Here is a 16,762-nt window from a genome sequence, read left to right as displayed (position 1 = left end):
ACCTGGAGATGATCGCCGACGCCGGCTTCGAGGTGGAGGGCGCGAGCGAGGTGACACTGCCGGAGCACCGGGTGACCGGCGGTTGTCGGGAGAGCGCGGACTGCGGCTCGCACGAGAGCGCCGGCTGCGGGTCGCACGCCGGTGGCGGGGTCTGCGGTACGGCCGCCTCGGCCGCGCCGACGGTGAGCGAACCCCGTACGGACCTGGTCGCCGTCCGCCGCCGAGGCGCCGGAACGGATCTCGCGCCCAATGCCTGAGCCGGGGTGAACCGGGGAAGCGCCCGCCGCCCCCAGGGACGGCGATCACTCGTCGGGGAGAGGGCGCGACGGCACCCTTCCGTCAGATGTCCCGGAAGAGACCAGCCAACACCGTGACCTGCGGTGTCTGGCCGCCGCAGGTCGTTGACCTGCATGAATGACCTTTCGGTTGTTTCACGTTCGTGCTGGCTGATGCGACCGGAAGTCCCAGGGAAGTCCCAGAGAACTCCCACGGGCAGGAGCCACTCTTTCGGCTCTGTACAGGGCACACGGGTGCGCTGTCGGCTTGGTGATCGTGGATCGACGGTCTGACCCGAATGAACGGCAACGCGCACTACTCAAGCGGCTCGCGGCCGGTGAGGAGCATCCCGCAGCCTGGGCGCCGGGGGATTGGCGGTCGGCTCGTGCATTGCGTGATGGAGGTTTGCTGAGGATCAGCCGGGGCGGCGGGGAAGCGCTCGTGGAAGTCACCGAGGACGGTCGCTACTACCTTCGACACGGTCAACGTCCTGACGGGCCGACGCCAGCTGAAGGGGACGACCAGGCGGCATCCGACGGACCTGCTGGGCGCAGGCGTAGCTCCGTGTCCTACGCCGAACGGCCCGTCGCTCGTGCGCGACGAGCCAGGGCGATCGATTTGGTCGAGCGGCTGCTCACCGAGGGGCGTGTCCGTGTCGCTGACGAAGACCAGTTCGCCGAGTGTCGGAAGGTCATCGACTATGCGAAGCGGCACGGACTGGAACCTCCCGGCAAACGGATCGGGAAGGTCTGCCTCGGGGCAGGCGGGTGGGAGCTGTACCTCGCAGAGGGACCACATCCCAACTCACGGAGCCGGAAGCCGACCGGCGACACCTCGGTGGTTCCGGTTCCCACGCGGCTGGCTTCTGTTCATCCGGTCGTGGCCGCGCTCAGAGACGCGGAGGAGCAGCTCGTGATGCCTCCTGCCCTTCGGCGCCGGGCACTTCTGCTCCTGCACGCGCTGGCAGTCGAGGCGGTGCGGCGAGGGTACGGCGTACAGGAAGTTCGGACGTACTACTCGCCGAGAGAGGGCGGTGTGAGCCTGGTCGTCGATGGCTTCGCTGGCAGCGTCACCGTCAAGCAGGAGTTCCCGCAGTCCACCAACCCAGAGCGTGCCGCACGCCTCGTCGTAGAGCTTGATCACGGCCGCACCAGTCGTCCCGGCCGCTGGCGCGATCGGAAGAGCGGGGCGTTGGAAGATTTCCTGGGTGAGATTCTCGGCGAGATCGAGGTGCGGGCGGTGCACGAGGCCCAGCGTCGGGCCGGTGAGGAGCGAGCCAAGGCGCAACGCCAGATCCGTTGGCAGGCAGCCATGGAGGAGGCCAGGAAGCAAGCAGTGCAGGATCAACTGGCCGAGGCGCTTCGGGACGAAGCAGGACGATGGCGGGAGGCCGCTGTACTGAGGCAGTACTGCGACGCCATGGAACGTCGCCTTGGTGAACTGGATGGTGGCGCAATCGAATCAGCTCTGGATTCCGCCCGACGCTGGCTGGCATGGGCGCGCGACCATGTACGGACGACGGACCCTTTGACCCGGCTGCCGAGGATGCCGGACACACGTGTGCCGACGTCGGAGGAGCTCAAGCCGCATCTAGACGGGTGAACCCCTCGCCGGCCGTTGCGACAGGCTGAGCGGTAATGGGGGTGGGAGCCGTCCGCCACAGGTTTGGAAACCGGCGCTGTCAGTGGCCCGGCATAGAGTCGGTCCATGGCATCAAGCAGCCGCAAGGAGATTCCGGCACCGGTCACCAACCGCTTGTTCGCGCTGTCCAGGAACCAGTGTGCGTTCCCGGGGTGTTCGAGCCCCGTGACGTATCAGGAGGCTTCCGGTGAGAGACCTGTAACGCTGGCTCAGCGTGCGCATCTCGTCGGTGTCGGAAGGCAGGGGCCGCGCTCCAGAGAGGCGCCCCTCTCGGAGGACCCGGATGCGGTGGAGAACCTCACCCTCTTCTGCGGGAACCACCATGCGATCGTGGACGGCAACCCGAGGGTCTACTCGGTCGAGGTACTCGCCAAGTACAAGGCGGACCACGAGGCGAGGATGGCGGCGAAGGATCTCCGTGTACCGCCCGCACCGTTCGAGACGGACTCCGTTGATGTGTCATTGCTGCCCATCTCGGAACTTCCGGGCTCGGTCTGGAGGGCAGAGTCACGGTTCAGGACTTCCATGGAAGTCATCGAACGGCTGCCCCGTCCAATACGCGGTCAGGTTCTTCCCTTCGTCCTGGCCAATGGTCAGGTATGGGGGTTTCACGACCTTGCTGATGTACGTGGGCCGTTCAAACAGGTCGTGAAGTCCGAAAGTGCTCAATGCCTGGACGCGGCGGAGCTGCTGGGCTCGCAGGACCGGAACTTCTACGTGTGGCTGCTGAACTCGGCGCTTCGTATGGCCCTGCGCAAGCGGGGCATACAGTACGACCGCGATCACGGACGCTACTACTTCCTGGCGGACCACGAGACGGTCACCCGGAGAGTGGAGGCCAAGACCAAGACAGGCAGGAACCAGTCCGCCAAGAAGGTTGTACGCCAGGAAGGCGAGCGTGCCGGAAACCCGCGCGATGTGTGGTGGCATCTCGCGGCGCAGCTTCGCTTCGAGGAGTTCGCCGCGGGAATGTGGGGCCTGACCATCCGGCCCGAGTTCCATCTCACAAAGGACGGGAAAGAGCCGCTTGACCCGCGCAGGGTGGGCCGCAAAGTGACGAAGCGTAAATCCCGCATGTACAACGAGGGCTACTTCGACGCCGTCCACTTCTTCCGCTACTTCCTGCTCGACGGCCGCGCGAGGGTCGTCTTCGAAGTCGGCCGTCAACGGATCGCGATCGACGGCGACTTCCCGCAGATCGATGCCAAGTGGCCGCTGATCGACGACAACCGCTTCAACCCCGTGACCATGCTCGACAGTGGGGACGAAGACGACGTCATTGACGCTCTCGCCAGTACGTGGGAGGTCGACGACGAGGAGTGGGACTGGGGTGCTGAGCACAAGGAGGACGACCGATGAGTCTTGCGCTCAAGCCGCTCAATCTGGGCGTTGAATGGATCGGCGAGCCGGCACTCGCCTTCGCCGACGGTTTGACACACATCGACCCCAAGGTCGGCATCCCTGCGGCAGGCCCCTGGTCACGCGACCAGCCGAACCATCCCGCTGCAGTGACCGCTGGATTCATCGGCACCGCCGAATCCATCGCCAAGGCCCGGACGTGGCTGTCGCGGGCGGCCGAGGGGGTCGACGGCGACAACGAGCACCACCCCTTCTGCGGCTTCCAACCGGATGGTCCGTTCGCCTCTCGGCTGCGTACCGACGGCCCGGAAGCAAAGATCACCGCTGCTGAGATCCGCGCCGTTACCGCGGACCGGCTCAGAAAGCTCGAAGGTTTCAACCAGCTCCTGGATATCATCGACGACCGGCTGGGCAAGCTTGCCGGCCTCGATGCCCCTCCCGCGGTCGTGTTCATCACGCTGCCGTCCGAGATCACCAGGCGGTACTGGGCGGTACACCAGCGAAACCGTGGAGTGGAGACGGTGTGGAATCTGCGTGCGGGAATCAAGGCCCGAGCGATGCAACGGGGCCTACGCACGCAGTTGCTCCAGCAGGAGACGGTCGAGTCGGATCTGAACGCGCATACCTCCGACCTCGAACACCCAGCCGACCTCGCGTGGAACCTGTTCACCGCGATCTACTTCAAGGCCGGCGGTTTCCCCTGGACCCCGGTGGGCCTGGCCGAGGGGACGTGCCATCTGGGAGTCACGTTCTATCGCCCTCATGGCGAGAGATCCACGATGCGTACGAGCGTTGCCCAAGCGTTTGCTGAGAACGGAGAGGCGTTCGTGCTGCGGGGCAGCCCGTTCGAGTGGAAGGGTAAGTGGCCCCACCTGCCTGCGGAAGAGGCGTCGCGGTTGATCTCCGACGTCATCGGCCGCTACAAACAGACCATGGGACGTACTCCGCGGCGCATCGTCATCCACAAGCAGTCGCGGTTTTTCCCTGCGGAACGCGCGGGCTTTGAGGACGCACTCAGCGGCTACGAGTACGACTTGGTGGCCCTGGCGCCCTCCACCGGCGTACGGATGATGCGCCACGGCGAATATCCTCCGCCTCGCGGCACATGCGTCAGCCTCGGTGACCGTCGCTACCTTTACACCACGGGCTACGTGCCATCGCTCGGCCGGTACCCGCACGGTCATGTGCCGGCGCCCGTCCAGATCACCGACCACGTAGGGGACTCCAGTGGACGGGACCTGCTCCGCGAGGTCCTGCTGCTGACGAAGATGAACTGGAATTCCGCTCGCTTCGCAGAGCGTCTACCAGTCACGGTTCGGTTCGCTGGCGAAGTCGGCACCATCCTCCGAGATCTTCCGGATACCTACGAACCTGAAGCCCGGTACGCCTTCTACATGTAGATGGAGCGCGTCCCGCGAGGTGGTACAAGCGATCATGCTCTTCGGCGTCCGGTATTCGGCTTGCGATGATCTCTTCGTCGGCGCGGCACGCGCAGCGGCCCGGTCAGCGGCCCGGTCAGGCGCTGGGAGCGCCCCAGTCGGTCGAACCGCGCAACGGTGCTCCAACAGTTGGGGATCTGCTCGGGATCTCGGGGATATTCTGTGCCCCCAGCGTCGGTCGTCTCGACTGGCGCAGCGCTAAGGGGGAGGCAGGGTGGGTGCGCCGGAGTCGAATGCCGGAGACGATTTCCACTTCTGGTGGGCGGCGAGCCGGGCGCTGAAACTGGTCGAGCCGGGCACCATTCTCCGGCGTGTCACACTCGAAGGTCTTGCCCACGTCGATGATCCAGACGACGAGTACGAGACGGTGGACGTTGCCGAGTACCTGGGGGGCGACGATGCTGCTTCGGCAGACGCTCTTGTCCTGTCGCAGCTGAAGTACAGCTCGCGTCACCCGGACACCGAATGGACAACGGCAAGGCTCTGCAGGAAGAGCGTGCGGTATCGCGCCAACGGCACTACGACGCCAGCACGATCCGTCATCGCGGATCTGGCGGCTGCCTATCGACGGCTTGTGGACGAACATGGAGTTGTTGTCGCGTCCAGGGCCCGTATCGCGTTGGTCAGCAACCAGTCGGCCGCGCCCGAGTTGGTCTCCTCTGTAGCAGCTGCGGCGGCTTGGGTTGCAGACCAAGGGCAGGCGGTCCAGACCCGGGCTCTTCTCGCTGCGCTCCCTGCCGAGCAGGCTGCTACTGTCCGGTCTCTGTCTGAGGCGGTAGGCGCCCGGCTGAGCAGCCAGCAGTTCTGCGCGTTCATGGGCGCCCTTGATCTGTCACAGACAGGCGCCATGGACAGGGCTGCACTGGCCCGCGCGGTTCAGTCCGGAGCGGCTGAGCTGACACCGGGCAAGGGCCACGGCTCGGCCCTGAAGCTGTTCCACCTTGTCCGTGCGCAGGCACTGCCAGACAGCAACCGCAAGGGAGTGACGGCAAGCGACGTCCTTGCGGAACTAGGGGCTCCCGAACTGCTGGATCTGTACCCGGCACCTGCTCGGTTCACGGAAGTTGCCGATCCACTCCCCGCGCCCGGTGCCCGTTCCATCGCAGAGGCCGTCATGAGGCATCCGGGACGACTCGTGGTGGCCCACGGAGATGCCGGGGCTGGGAAGACCACGGCGATCCGCCAGATGAATGACCACCTGCCGGTGGGATCCCAGGTCGTCCACTTCGACTGCTACGGCGGCGGAGACTATTTGAGTGCAGGTGAAGAGCGGCACACGCCGGAGCGGTTCGTCACCCAAGTGGTTAACGAACTGGCGCAGTTGTGCGGAACTCCGCTGCTTATTCCGGTCTCGCAGCGGCAGGAGGACCTTTGGCGGCGGCTCCGCCGCACGCTTGACGGAGCTGTCGCCGGCCTCCCGCGGAACGCCGTGGTGGTCTTGGCCGTCGACGCTGCTGACAACGCCGCGACAGCGGCTCGGGAATGCGGAAACCGCTCCTTTCTGTCGGAGCTGGTCCGCCTGGCACTGCCCCAGCGAGTCGCCGTGGTGCTCACCGCCCGCAGCCATCGTGTCGGTTCGCTGGGGGCGACGACGGCGGCCGAGGAGGTTCCGCTCGCAGCGTTCGACGTTCCCACGTCTGCGGCGCACTTGCGTCGGCACCGGCCGGACGCCTCCGAGGAGGATGCCCACGCTTTCCACGACAGGACTCAAGGGAATCCCAGAGCCCAGTTCTACGTCCTTCAGCAAGCCGCCGAGCATGCCTGGGACATGTCCACGCTACTGGCGAAATCGGAGCGGACCCCCAAGGCGGTCTTCGACGATCTCATCGACTCGGCTCTGCATGTGGGCGGAGCGGACGCCGGTGGTCTACGGTGGCTCGCGTTGATGCTGGCGCTTTCCCGCCCGGTGCCGCTTCAGACACTTGCCACCGCTCTCGACGTCGACCTGCCGGCCGTCAGGAACTTCGCCGCGGGGCTCACCCCCGGAGTCCAGGTCGTCGACGACTCGATCCAGTTCCGGGACGAAGACTTCGAAACGCACGTCAGGGACTGCGTGGATCCCTCCGAAGTGATCGCGGCACACAGCCGACTGGCGGATCTGTGTCTCGCCGCGCGGGCGACCGACGTGGACGCCGCAGCGCACTTGGCCGACCATCTGGCCGCGTCAGGCCGTCTGGAGGAGCTGCTGCAACTTGTTCTGGAAGAAGCCACTCCTGTCGGCATTACGGACGGTTTCCGCCGAGAGGAGGTCCAGGGCCGGCGCCTGGACCTGGCTGTGCGAGCCGCAGCACAAACGGCCGACGCGGCAGCCGCCGTACGACTGGCCGTTCGGGGCTGCGACACGGCGTCCCGTTTCGACACGCTGTCGCGCCTGACCGAGTCACATCTGGAGCTGGTCGCCCGCTATACGGACCCTGACCTTCTGCGAGCCCACGTACTGCGCACACCGAGCGGGTCTTGGCTCGCCCCGGTGTTCCTCCAGACGGCTGCGGTGCTGTCCCGTACTCCCGAACGGCACGACGTAGCCCGGGCTGACCTGGAGAGCGCCGGGGGCTGGCTGCGTCGCTGGATGGCTCAGCGGAACGGGGAGGGCAAGCACTGGGATGTCACGCCGGACGACGTTGCCGCGGCAGCGGAGGCGTGCTATCGACTTGACGGAGTCAGGGCCGCGCTGAGAGAACTGCGGCGATGGCGCCCCGGTGACCTCGTGCTGGAGGCCGCCGTGGCACTGGCAGAACGCCTCGCGGATGATGTCGATCCTGCCGTCGTACGACGGTTGTTGAAGAGGTACCGGGTTCCGGCGGAGGCGCAGGCACGCGTCTTCGCCGCTGTCGTATCGCCTTCCGATGAGCCGGACGCGGAGTGGGTCGACGAAGTACTTGCCGCGTTGCTGTTGGACCTGCCTGCCGAGCCTCTGCCAGTGCAGTCACGAGTGCTCGACGAGGCGCTCCGGCACGGCGACCGTCAGCTGACCGCCGACCTGGCCAAACGCTGGTCTACGGCGCTGCCCAGCGGTATTTCGAACTATGCGGGATCCATGGAGCCAGGCACTGTGCTTCTGCGCTGCCATGCCGCAGACGCAGTGCTCAGCGGCAACGACATGGACGTCGCCGCGCTCGTTCCCGCCACACTGCAGTCACGCACCGACGAAACGGGTCGCACTACTGACCCCCGGGCGCGCGAACGCGATGAATGGCTCCAACTCGTGAAGGCCATCGCCGCAGCCGCCGTGCTGGCTGCACGCGCGTCCTTGGGGCAAGCGGAGGCCGACGAGGTCCTCACGTTTTGTGATCGAGGAATCGCCGCACGTATGGAGCGGGCCACACACCGGTGGTTCACGCACGACAGGTCCTATCCGGCCTGGGCAAGCCTAGTGGCCTCCGCCGCCCTGGACACCCAAGTGGCACAGGAGGCCGTCGCTCGTCTGGCCGGGGCCGCCGAGGCCATCCGTCGTGACGGTGCGCCTGAACTCTGGATGGAACTGGCGGCCCTACTCCTGCCACACTCGCATCTCAAGGGCATGGCAGCTGACCTGTGCACGAGGGCGGCCGACTACGTCAACAGCAACGACTATCCAGCACAGGAACGCCTTGACCTCCTTGCTCGTTTGGCGGAGCTGGGAGCGAAGGTGGATGTGGATCTGGGAAGACATCTCTTCGACCAGGCTGTGGAAGCAGCGACCGGGGTAAACGACGACGCGGCCCGTCTCTTGGAGGTCCACGTAGACCTCGCCCACCGTGCCGACAACTCCGGTCTTGATCCAGCTCATACCGCCGCGCGCCTCGTTCGAGCCGCGGAACTAATGGCCCCGCACGTGAGTGAAGCCGCCGAGATTCCCTACGCGGAGATCGCTGGCGCGGCGGCTCGCCTGGACCCCTTCACCGGCCTTGCGGCTGCCAGCCGATGGGATGACCAGGACCGCATCGGGATCTCGTCCACCTTGGCTGCCGCACTGACCGGTGCAGTTCACAACGGAGAGATCCCCTCGCAGCAGCTTCTCTTCCTGGACCACTTGATCACCGACGACGGAGGTCGTTGGCTTCTGCAGCTCAACGTCGCCAAAAGGCTGGCGGCGAGCGGTGCTACGGAAAGGCAGGAGTGCCGCCGTGTCCTGTTGAGAGCCGCGGAATGGGTGCGGCGTCGTGTTCCCGCACGCGATCAGCTGGCAAGGGCGCGGCACCTTGTCGACGCTGCCGAGCAGATGGGACACGGGAGCAGCATCCGGCAGGCGCTCGAAGCCGTAATTCGGCTCGGAGACGTACCGGAAGGTTCGGTCATTGGCCAGGCTTCCAGCAGAAACTGGGGCGGTAGTAAGCGTCACGCTCCCGAGGTTCAAGCCTTGCTGTCCGGGGCCACGTCTCGCAGTTGGGTGTCGATGGCAGAGGACGTGCGAACACTGACCGACGCTCGTGTCTACGGTGAAGAACTGCGTGGATTCATTACGGCGGCTCTCCAATACACCCCCTACGGACAGCGCCTGGACGCTCTGACAACTGTCGCGTCGCTGCCGAACCTGGACACGAACGACGCGCTAGCGGTCCTGTCCGACCACGTCCGCCGCTGGAGTTCCACACCAGCGGTAGCGACATGGGCGGCCGCAAGGCTTCCCGACCTGGTTAGTCGACTCTTCACCGAGGTGCTCTGGGGGCATGACACTCAAAGCACGATCGAACAACTAAGGGTCTTCGGAGACGACTTGGCCATCCGCCACGCCGCTCTGGCCGCCCTGCCGGAGGCACGGCAGGGGCTGCGGGCCTACGGATGGCGGAGCGTCGCAGCCCTCCTTGGACATCTGTGCCCCACCGTCGATGCCGGCTCGGCCCTTCTGGGGCTCCTCGACGACCGTGTTCCGCCCGACACCGTGGCCGCCGAACGGAAGAGCGCGGCGATGGCCGTTTCCCTGCTGCTCTGGAGCACCTTCGGGCACCCTCAGCGGGAACTCCGCTGGCGTGCGGCGCATTCCACTCGCGAACTACTGGGCGCCTCCTCTGCTGCTGACGCCGAGTCGCTTGTAGCGGACCTCATACGACGCTTGGACGACAATGAGCCGGGAACCTTCCGGGACGCGAGCCTGCAGTTCTACAGCTTCTCGGCGATCGCCGCACTTCTTGCGGCACTTGAGCGGGTGGCAGTGGAGCGTCCCAATATTCTTGCCGCGCACTTCCGTGAGTTCATGCGCGTCGCTACTGATCGAGTGTTCCCGCATGCACAGATCCGTGAACTGGCGCGTCGCATTGGCCTGGCGGTTGCGGCAGCAGCCAATGCCGATCCCACGCAGGTCGAGATGCTTCGCCTGGCCAACCAGCCCTCCAGTTGGTTCGTGGACTACGGACGCAGTTACGCGCGACGCGACAGAACCTCCCGCAACGGTCGCTACGACTTCGATTCCATGGACACCATCCCCTATTGGTACGGGCCACTGGCCGAGGTCTTCGACGTCGAGGTGGACGTCATCGCCGAGACCGCCGAGGAATTCATCATCGACCGATGGGGTTTGAGCACGGACGATTGGTGGACCGATGTCCGAGAGCTGCGCGACGAGCGCTCCTACGAACGCACCGGTCACAGGCACGGAAGCATTCCTCGCGAGGAGAGTCTCCGGCTCTACATCGAGTATCACGCCATGATGGCCACAGCCGGGCACCTCGCTGACGAAGGCCGTCCGGTCCGTGCCGGAACCCTGGCACATGAACAAGATGATTCCTGGGAGGACTGGCTGCTACCACACCTCCCGGCCCCGACCGGCTGGCTCGCAGACCTCGGGACACCGGTCCCGGCCGATCCGGAGTTTCTTCTGCCCCGGGCGCGGTCCGTCACCTGGGATACTGCATCGCTCGCTGACTTCGATCGTGCCCTCGGGCTAACCATCGACGACCGGGTAGGCGGTGTATCGGACATGATCCGTGTGGCGGCGAGTGTACGTCTCCAGGATTCCGGCACCCTCGAGACGGTGAGCGTGGCTTCGGCCCTTGTGGATCCTCGCCATTCCGCCGACCTACAGCGCGCCCTCGCCTCGGCCTCCAATCCGACAGACTGGAAGCTGCCCGACGAAGAAGAGGAAGAATTCGAAGTCGACGAAGGTGCCTTTCACCTCAGCGGATGGATCCTGCGTCCTTACGAGCCCGCGGAATACCTTGACCGGCACGATGTATATGCCTACGAGCTGCGTCGTGAAATTCCCCTGCCAGGGAAGGCATTCAGGATTCAGAGCCGCACGGCAGTCGACGCCGCCCATCTAACGCTGACAGCGCACGACGGAGGCATCGTGGCGCAGGCTCAGCAATGGGCTGACCCTGACCCGGGACGTGACCCAGAATCTACGCTCGTCTCATCTGGCTACCGTGTCCACGTCAGGCGGGACGGATTGCTGCAGTATCTCGCTGCCACAGGAAAAAGCCTGATCACGGAGGTTCAGATTGCACGGCGCCGAACTGGACAACGACGAGACGGGTACCGGATCCCCGTCAGCCGCATCTATCTCCTCGACGCCACCGGAGACCTCGCCGCCAGTGGACTCCGTCGCTGAGCTGGGCGAACGCATCCTGGCCGAGTTCGGCGACGAGCACACCAACAACACCCTGGTCCGGTGGCTCGCACACTACACAGCTCGCCTCGTGACGGAAGCCGATCAGGCGCGTGAGCGGAACGCGCCGGACGCCGCAGCCCGCGCTGCTGAGGCACGGGACGCGATCCTGCGACTCTGGCAGGCCCGGTCCTCGTGGCCCTCCGGATGGCCGCCCCCATACGCGGCGAAACTGGCTGCGACCCTCGATGCGCTACCTGAACCGGGAAACGACAGCTGGTCGCGGCCTACCGTGCGAGCGCGGCTGCACGAGATTCACCACAACGTCTTGGCCATCCTGGTCGACCTCACGACTAACGACGGCCCGGAAGACGAGGCAGAGTGGCTGAACAGGTTCGGCCGCGATCTCACCGAGCAGGAGTCGGCTGTCTTGCGGTATGCGGCCCACTTGCCAAGAAGAGCAGCAGCCCTCCAGCGGAGAGATAAGGTGGAGAACTCCGCTGACGCCGATATCGATGTCGACGAACCCGGCACGGCCGCTGTTATCGAAATGCTTGCCGAACTTGCGGAGGCATATCGAAACACCATCACCGACCTCCTGGGGGCGGTTGTAAAGGCTGCCACCTCACCAGATGACGGCGATCAGGAAGAGACCGCTTCCCCAGGAGAGATGCCCACGTAGGAGGGCCAGTCCTGTCCCTTGAGGGCGACCTCGGTGGCACGGATGCTGGCGGTGCGTCCGAGCCGTAGGCGATGACGCGGGCGTCGGCGCGTTCGGTCACGGCCGTGAAATGGGGCGCGTTGAGGACGGTGAGCCCCGTGGTGGGAAGGGCTTCGGCGATCCCGCCCTTAGCTTGGGCGACCTTGTCCTGCGTGCCGGACTCGGCGATGCGGGCGGTGTCGAAGTCGGGGCTACGGGTGCAAGAATTCAGAGCAGGCGATTAGAAGGCGCCTGCTCTATCCACTGAGCTACGGGGCTGACCTGCGAAAACGCAGCTTCCTTGCGCTGTCCCCCAGGGCGCGGGGGACACATGGGGGAATCGTAGATCCCTGATGGCCGGGGGACGCGTGCGTTCTCCGGGCGGGCCGTACGTAGGGTCTCACACGACCTTCACGCCTCCGAAGCTCCCCGCGGAAACAAACCTGCACCTGATCGGCGTTGGTGATCACCGAGCCGAGGAGGGGAAGGTGGCTGGCCTGAAGCTGTTCCACGCGACGAATGGCGGCGTGACCGAGGTCCCGCCGCGCCTTGCTGAGGTCGAGGCGGACGTGCAGAACCTCATCGAGGCGCACATGGAGACAATGCTGGGCGTGCGGTTCCTGGCGAGCGAGTACGTCATCGACTGTGTTGCTGGCGGGCGGATCGACTCACTGGGAGTCGACGAGAATTTCGCACCCGTGGTCGTCGAGTACAAGCGCGGCACTGATCCGGGGGTGATTCACCAGGGTCTCTACTACATGGCGTGGCTCATGGCCCACAAGGACGCGTTCCGGAACCTGGTCCGCGACCGATTCGGGGCGTCGGCCGCGTCCCAGATCCTGTGGAGCGCACCCAGGCTGATCTGTGTCGCTGGCGACTTCACCCGCTACGACGCGCACGCCGTGAGTGAGCACCGGCGCTCGATCGACCTGGTCCGCTACCGGTACTTCGGCAACGACCTCATCGGCCTTGAGACGGTGGCTTCCGTCAACGGGCATTCGGCTACGGGCAGGCGGATTCGCCGGCGCGGGGCCGGGGTGAGGTCTGCCTGTGTACAGGGCGGAGCCCTGGCGGAGCTGGCAGAGGCGGTCGACGAGGTGCTGCTCGGCCTTGGGGAGGGGATCACCCGGGTCCAGCGCAAGCACTACGCGGCTTATCAGCGACTGCGGAACTTCGCCTGCGTCTGTCCGCCCCAGCAGACCAAGCTCCTCGTCTACCTCAAGGCCGACCCGAAGGCGGTCGACATCGTCCCCGGTCTTACCCGGGACGTGACGGGGCTCGGTCACCACGGCACAGGTGACCTGGAGGTGCAGCTGCGTACGGAGCGGGACCTGGAGCGTGCCCAGGACCTGTTCCGCCTCAGCTACGCCGCGGCGTAAGGCTTCAAAGCCGAGAGGACGGCAAGGCGAGTTATTCGGTTGTGAGTGGTGGTCGTCTACTTCCCTTGCGCATTGGTGGTCACGGATTTGGCGGTGGACTACCAATGATGCTGCGGAGGCCCGGTTTCGGTAACCGGGCCTCCGCAGCTATATTGCGCGTCCGGCACGGCAGTACGGCGTGACGAGGGGCTCGGATTCCGGGCTCCAGCGAGGCTGGCCAGGGTGCCCGGTTGCGTGCGGTGCACCGTCGGTGATCAGTTACGCGACTTCAGCGCGGTCCACTATGCTGCCGATCTCCCCGAACGCGTCAGGAAGCAGGGCGCTTTGTTCTGGTCGTCTGCTTCCACTCCGCCGCCGACCGTCACTCAGTAGGGTTCCTGACCCAGCTTGGTGCGCTTGATCAGGACAAGCTCTTTGGTCGCGGTACGGCAAGCACCAGGGCGGAGTGCCGATATTCGGCGACAGGACCCGGCGGACCCAGCAAGAAGCAGACCGTGACCAGGGTGTGCCGCATCCGTGCGGACCATTGCCCCAACGGCCGAGGCCCCTCAAGCGCCGGAGACGGCGTGCCAGTTCGTCCAGCAAAGGGGGGCGTGCTGCGAAAAGACGAGGCGGACCGCACGGCTTCTGCGGCAGACTGGCCCGCCCTGCGCTGGGTGTATCGCTCCCACGCCGTCGAGATCATTTGGAGGAAGGCTATTGACTGAGTCCGATCACCCAGCGGCCCGGTGGAAGAGCGAACCGATGACGACGCGGCTCATCGCCGCTGTACTCGTCTCGGATCCCGACAACGGCAGACTCCTCATCTTGCGCCGGAGCAGTCACCTGGATTTCGCGCCCGGCGAGTGGGATGTTCCCAGCGGCAAGGGCGAGCCCTGGGAACCGATCACCGCGACTGCGGTACGGGAACTGAAGGAGGAGACGGGCGTTGTGGTTGCCGAGGCGGACCTGCGTCTTGTCCACGTAGTCCATGGCTCCTGGGGAGCGGAGGTCCCGGGGATGTTCATGGCCCTGATCTTCCATACCGACCGGTGGAGCGGAACTCCCCACAATGCGGAACCGCACAAGCACGACACCATCGCCTGGGTGCCACCGGACGACCTTCCGCAGCCCTTCACGCACACGACCCTGGTCGCCGTGCAGCGGTACCTGGACGGGGGCCCGATCCTTTCGTTCGACGGTTGGCCAGAGGCCGCATGACGGTCAGTGCGGGCGGCTGCCGTGGGGGCCTTGCCCGACGTCGCCAAGCTCAGCAATGAGCCGGAGGCGTACGCCTCCCGCAGGAACCGCGTCTACCTGCGCCGCCGCGGGATCCGCTGCACCATCCCGGACAAGGCCGACCAGGCCCGCAACCGCCAGAAGCTCGGCTCCCGCCGGCGGCTGGTGTGATGAGGCAGGGAGAACTGCACGTCGCCTGTGAAGCCGGATGCACAGCTGAGGGTGCTGAGTTCCGCAGTGCCCTCACCGAGTTCCGCTTCTGTTCGGCACTGCCTGAACCGACGTTCGGCCCCACCGGCCGGGCCCTGCTGCGTAGCCTGATCAGCACCCTGTACCTCCGGCCAGAGGACTGATGATGCACCGTGAGCCGATGGGCTACGACCTGTTCGGCGACCCGTACTTCGAGGACGACGTTGCTGTGCCGGAGCCCGAGCAACTGCGCGAGTTCACCCCTCAGACGCTGCCCAAGCGCTTTCGGACGTGGCAGCAGATCCGCGACGTTGGCCTGGAGCCGGTAGGTCCACCTGTTGGACTCCTGTCCTGGACGCCGTCGGGTGCCTGCGCTCCGAAGACCGCCAAGGTCTACGACATCTCCAAGGCCAGGGAGGCCAGCCCCCGCGAACCCGACCTACTTGAGCTCTTCGAGGAAGCCGAAGAGCAGGAACCGTCGGCCGCAGCTGGCGGAGTCGGACGAGTGCATCCGGTGATCAGTCAGGGTGTCCTGGCCTTGGCTGCGTGGTCGGAGTGGGTGCCGTTGGTCGGCGCTGAGGTACCGCGGTTGCCGGGCGTCTACCTTGCCAGGCGGGGCCAGAACGGCCCGATTGTCTACGTTGGCATGTCGGGTGAGCGCCAGGGCGAGGGGCTGCGGGGCCGGATACGGCGGTACACCAGTGGAAAGGCATTGGCCTCTGGGCTCGGCGAGGCGGTCTTCGACCGGGCGCTGGCCGACTTGGACTGGTTGCGCGAGCGCCTTGCGGAAGTCGAGAGCGGTCAGCCGATGCGGGCGACCGCGTGGGGCAAGGCTGCCTTGACGTGGGCCGACCTGTATGTCTGCTGGGCTATCACCGCAGATGGCGAGGCCGCCCGCCTCCTGGAGGAACAGGTCCTAGCGCTGGAGAGCGTCGACTGGTGGAATCGCGCCCGCTGACTGTCCGGACCAACAAGCAGCCAGGAGCACGCACCTCGTCCCTAGCGGCCGCGGTGCGCATGTTCATCTGGGACGGGCAGCGGGAGATCCCGTAACGGGCTGGCTGGGCGCGGGAGATGGCCGTCTCCCGCGCTGTGTAGGGAGGGTCCTTGCCGCTGGCTGCCCCGGCTGAGCGGGGAACTGGCTGTCAGGCGGTTGCTGCTTCGCTGAGTCGCCGTTGGACCTCCTCGATGAAGAACAGAGGCGCGGTCGCGCCCCGGTAGGGATGGGAGTAGTGGCAGTGGCCTGTCTCCTCATCAAACTGGAAGTGCGCCGTCCACGTTCCCCTGCCGGAGTTGGATCGGATCTTTGCTTCCACGGTGAAGCCGCTCGTGGAGACGTTCATGATCTTCCCCACGCTTTCTGCGGCAGCGCGTACGATGGTGGCGAACTCAAGCTCCGCAGGTGTCGGGACCCTGGTATCGAGTGACTCGGCGGTCTCGATGTCCTCGGTGGCGTAGTCCTTCCGGGCGAGCTTGATGAGTAGGCCGCCGACCGTGACGACGGCCACGGCGCCGATGCCGAGGAGGATCTTCTTCTTGGACAGGGGCTTGGCGGTCTCGACGGAGGCGGCGTTTTCGCCGTCCTCGTCGGGGATGCTCGGTTCGGGCACGGCGGCCTCCCTTTCCGGTTCAGAAGATCTGCCGCCAGAGTAGTTGGCTCGGTTCTCGTGTAGCTACGGCCAGGTATCGTCTGCGGGTATCCAACGTCCTGGTCAGGGGCCGGGGCGTCTGTCGCGGTAAATGCCGGATTGCCGCGGCGGAGCCCCTGCCGTGATCATCGCGACCTGCGGCGGGCTCTCCGGCCGCCGCAGACGAGGTGTACGCATATCCCGACGGCCTCCTCGGCCTGATTGCCGGGCTACTCGTCAACGACGTGCCCAAGCGCCCCATCACCCTGCGCTGAAGCGAGCGGCACACCTCTTCGGAGATCCGGGCCACCTGCCCGACCGTCGCGCCCTCCTGCCGGCTTCAGGCGTAACCCGGGCAGACCCCTCGGCCTCGTCACGTGGACGACCCGCCACGCCCGCAATCGTGGCGA

The 16,762-nt window shown here is 65.9% G+C and carries 10 protein-coding genes and 1 pseudogene; 10 read left to right on the top strand and 1 reads right to left on the bottom strand.

Annotated features, from left to right (window positions below; translation table 11 throughout):
- The 10 genes and pseudogenes from ACIRP7_RS28445 to ACIRP7_RS28400 all read left to right on the top strand — a co-directional run.
- Positions 1-257 (top strand): annotated as a pseudogene (locus ACIRP7_RS28445) (biotin synthase BioB); the annotation flags it as partial.
- A 583-nt stretch (positions 258-840) separates the two neighbouring features.
- Positions 841-1,878: a hypothetical protein gene (locus tag ACIRP7_RS28440; RefSeq protein WP_403664956.1), complete on the top strand. Its 1,038-nt coding sequence runs from the start codon at positions 841-843 to the stop codon at positions 1,876-1,878.
- Between the two features lie 105 nt (positions 1,879-1,983).
- Positions 1,984-3,276: a hypothetical protein gene (locus ACIRP7_RS28435; protein WP_403664954.1), complete on the top strand. Its 1,293-nt coding sequence runs from the start codon at positions 1,984-1,986 to the stop codon at positions 3,274-3,276.
- Positions 3,273-4,676 carry a hypothetical protein gene (locus ACIRP7_RS28430; protein ID WP_403664952.1) on the top strand — a complete coding sequence of 468 codons (1,404 nt, stop codon included), beginning with the start codon at positions 3,273-3,275 and terminating at the stop codon, positions 4,674-4,676. Before ACIRP7_RS28435 ends, ACIRP7_RS28430 begins: the two co-directional genes overlap by 4 nt.
- Positions 4,677-4,929: 253 nt before the next feature.
- On the top strand, positions 4,930-11,241 hold the full coding sequence (locus ACIRP7_RS28425) for an AAA family ATPase (protein ID WP_403664950.1): 6,312 nt from the start codon (positions 4,930-4,932) through the stop codon (positions 11,239-11,241).
- Complete coding sequence (locus tag ACIRP7_RS28420; RefSeq protein ID WP_403664948.1) at positions 11,225-11,920, top strand: hypothetical protein; 696 nt, start codon at positions 11,225-11,227, stop codon at positions 11,918-11,920. The genes ACIRP7_RS28425 and ACIRP7_RS28420 overlap by 17 nt, the downstream gene beginning before the upstream one ends.
- A 506-nt stretch (positions 11,921-12,426) precedes the next feature.
- The gene (locus tag ACIRP7_RS28415; RefSeq protein ID WP_403664946.1) at positions 12,427-13,317 is read left to right on the top strand and encodes a DUF5655 domain-containing protein; all 891 of its coding nucleotides are present in this window, start codon (positions 12,427-12,429) and stop codon (positions 13,315-13,317) included.
- 744 nt (positions 13,318-14,061) lie between these two features.
- Entirely contained in the window at positions 14,062-14,517 is a 456-nt protein-coding gene (locus ACIRP7_RS28410) for an NUDIX domain-containing protein (protein WP_403664944.1), read from the top strand.
- Positions 14,518-14,547: 30 nt separating this feature from the next.
- The gene (locus tag ACIRP7_RS28405; RefSeq protein ID WP_403664943.1) at positions 14,548-14,706 is read left to right on the top strand and encodes a hypothetical protein; all 159 of its coding nucleotides are present in this window, start codon (positions 14,548-14,550) and stop codon (positions 14,704-14,706) included.
- A 199-nt stretch (positions 14,707-14,905) separates the two neighbouring features.
- Positions 14,906-15,682, top strand: coding sequence for a hypothetical protein (locus ACIRP7_RS28400; protein WP_403664941.1), 777 nt, complete (start codon positions 14,906-14,908; stop codon positions 15,680-15,682).
- Between the two features lie 187 nt (positions 15,683-15,869).
- Here ACIRP7_RS28400 and ACIRP7_RS28395 read toward each other — a convergent pair whose 3' ends face one another.
- Positions 15,870-16,334, bottom strand: a complete 465-nt coding sequence (locus ACIRP7_RS28395) for a hypothetical protein (RefSeq protein ID WP_403664939.1) — start codon at positions 16,332-16,334, stop codon at positions 15,870-15,872.
- Positions 16,335-16,762: the final 428 nt, after the last annotated feature.

This window comes from Streptomyces sp. NPDC102270, from assembly GCF_044766405.1.
In the GTDB taxonomy this organism is placed as follows: Bacteria; Actinomycetota; Actinomycetes; order Streptomycetales; family Streptomycetaceae; genus Streptomyces.
This window is presented reverse-complemented; position numbering and strand designations above follow the sequence as displayed.

Excerpts from the sequence above, each read along its gene's own strand:
- ACIRP7_RS28435 (WP_403664954.1), top strand. The coding sequence starts at position 1,984 with ATGGCATCAAGCAGCCGCAAGGAGATTCCGGCACCGGTCACCAACCGC.
- ACIRP7_RS28430 (WP_403664952.1), top strand. The coding sequence starts at position 3,273 with ATGAGTCTTGCGCTCAAGCCGCTCAATCTGGGCGTTGAATGGATCGGC.
- ACIRP7_RS28410 (WP_403664944.1), top strand. The coding sequence starts at position 14,062 with ATGACGACGCGGCTCATCGCCGCTGTACTCGTCTCGGATCCCGACAAC.
- ACIRP7_RS28400 (WP_403664941.1), top strand. The coding sequence starts at position 14,906 with ATGGGCTACGACCTGTTCGGCGACCCGTACTTCGAGGACGACGTTGCT.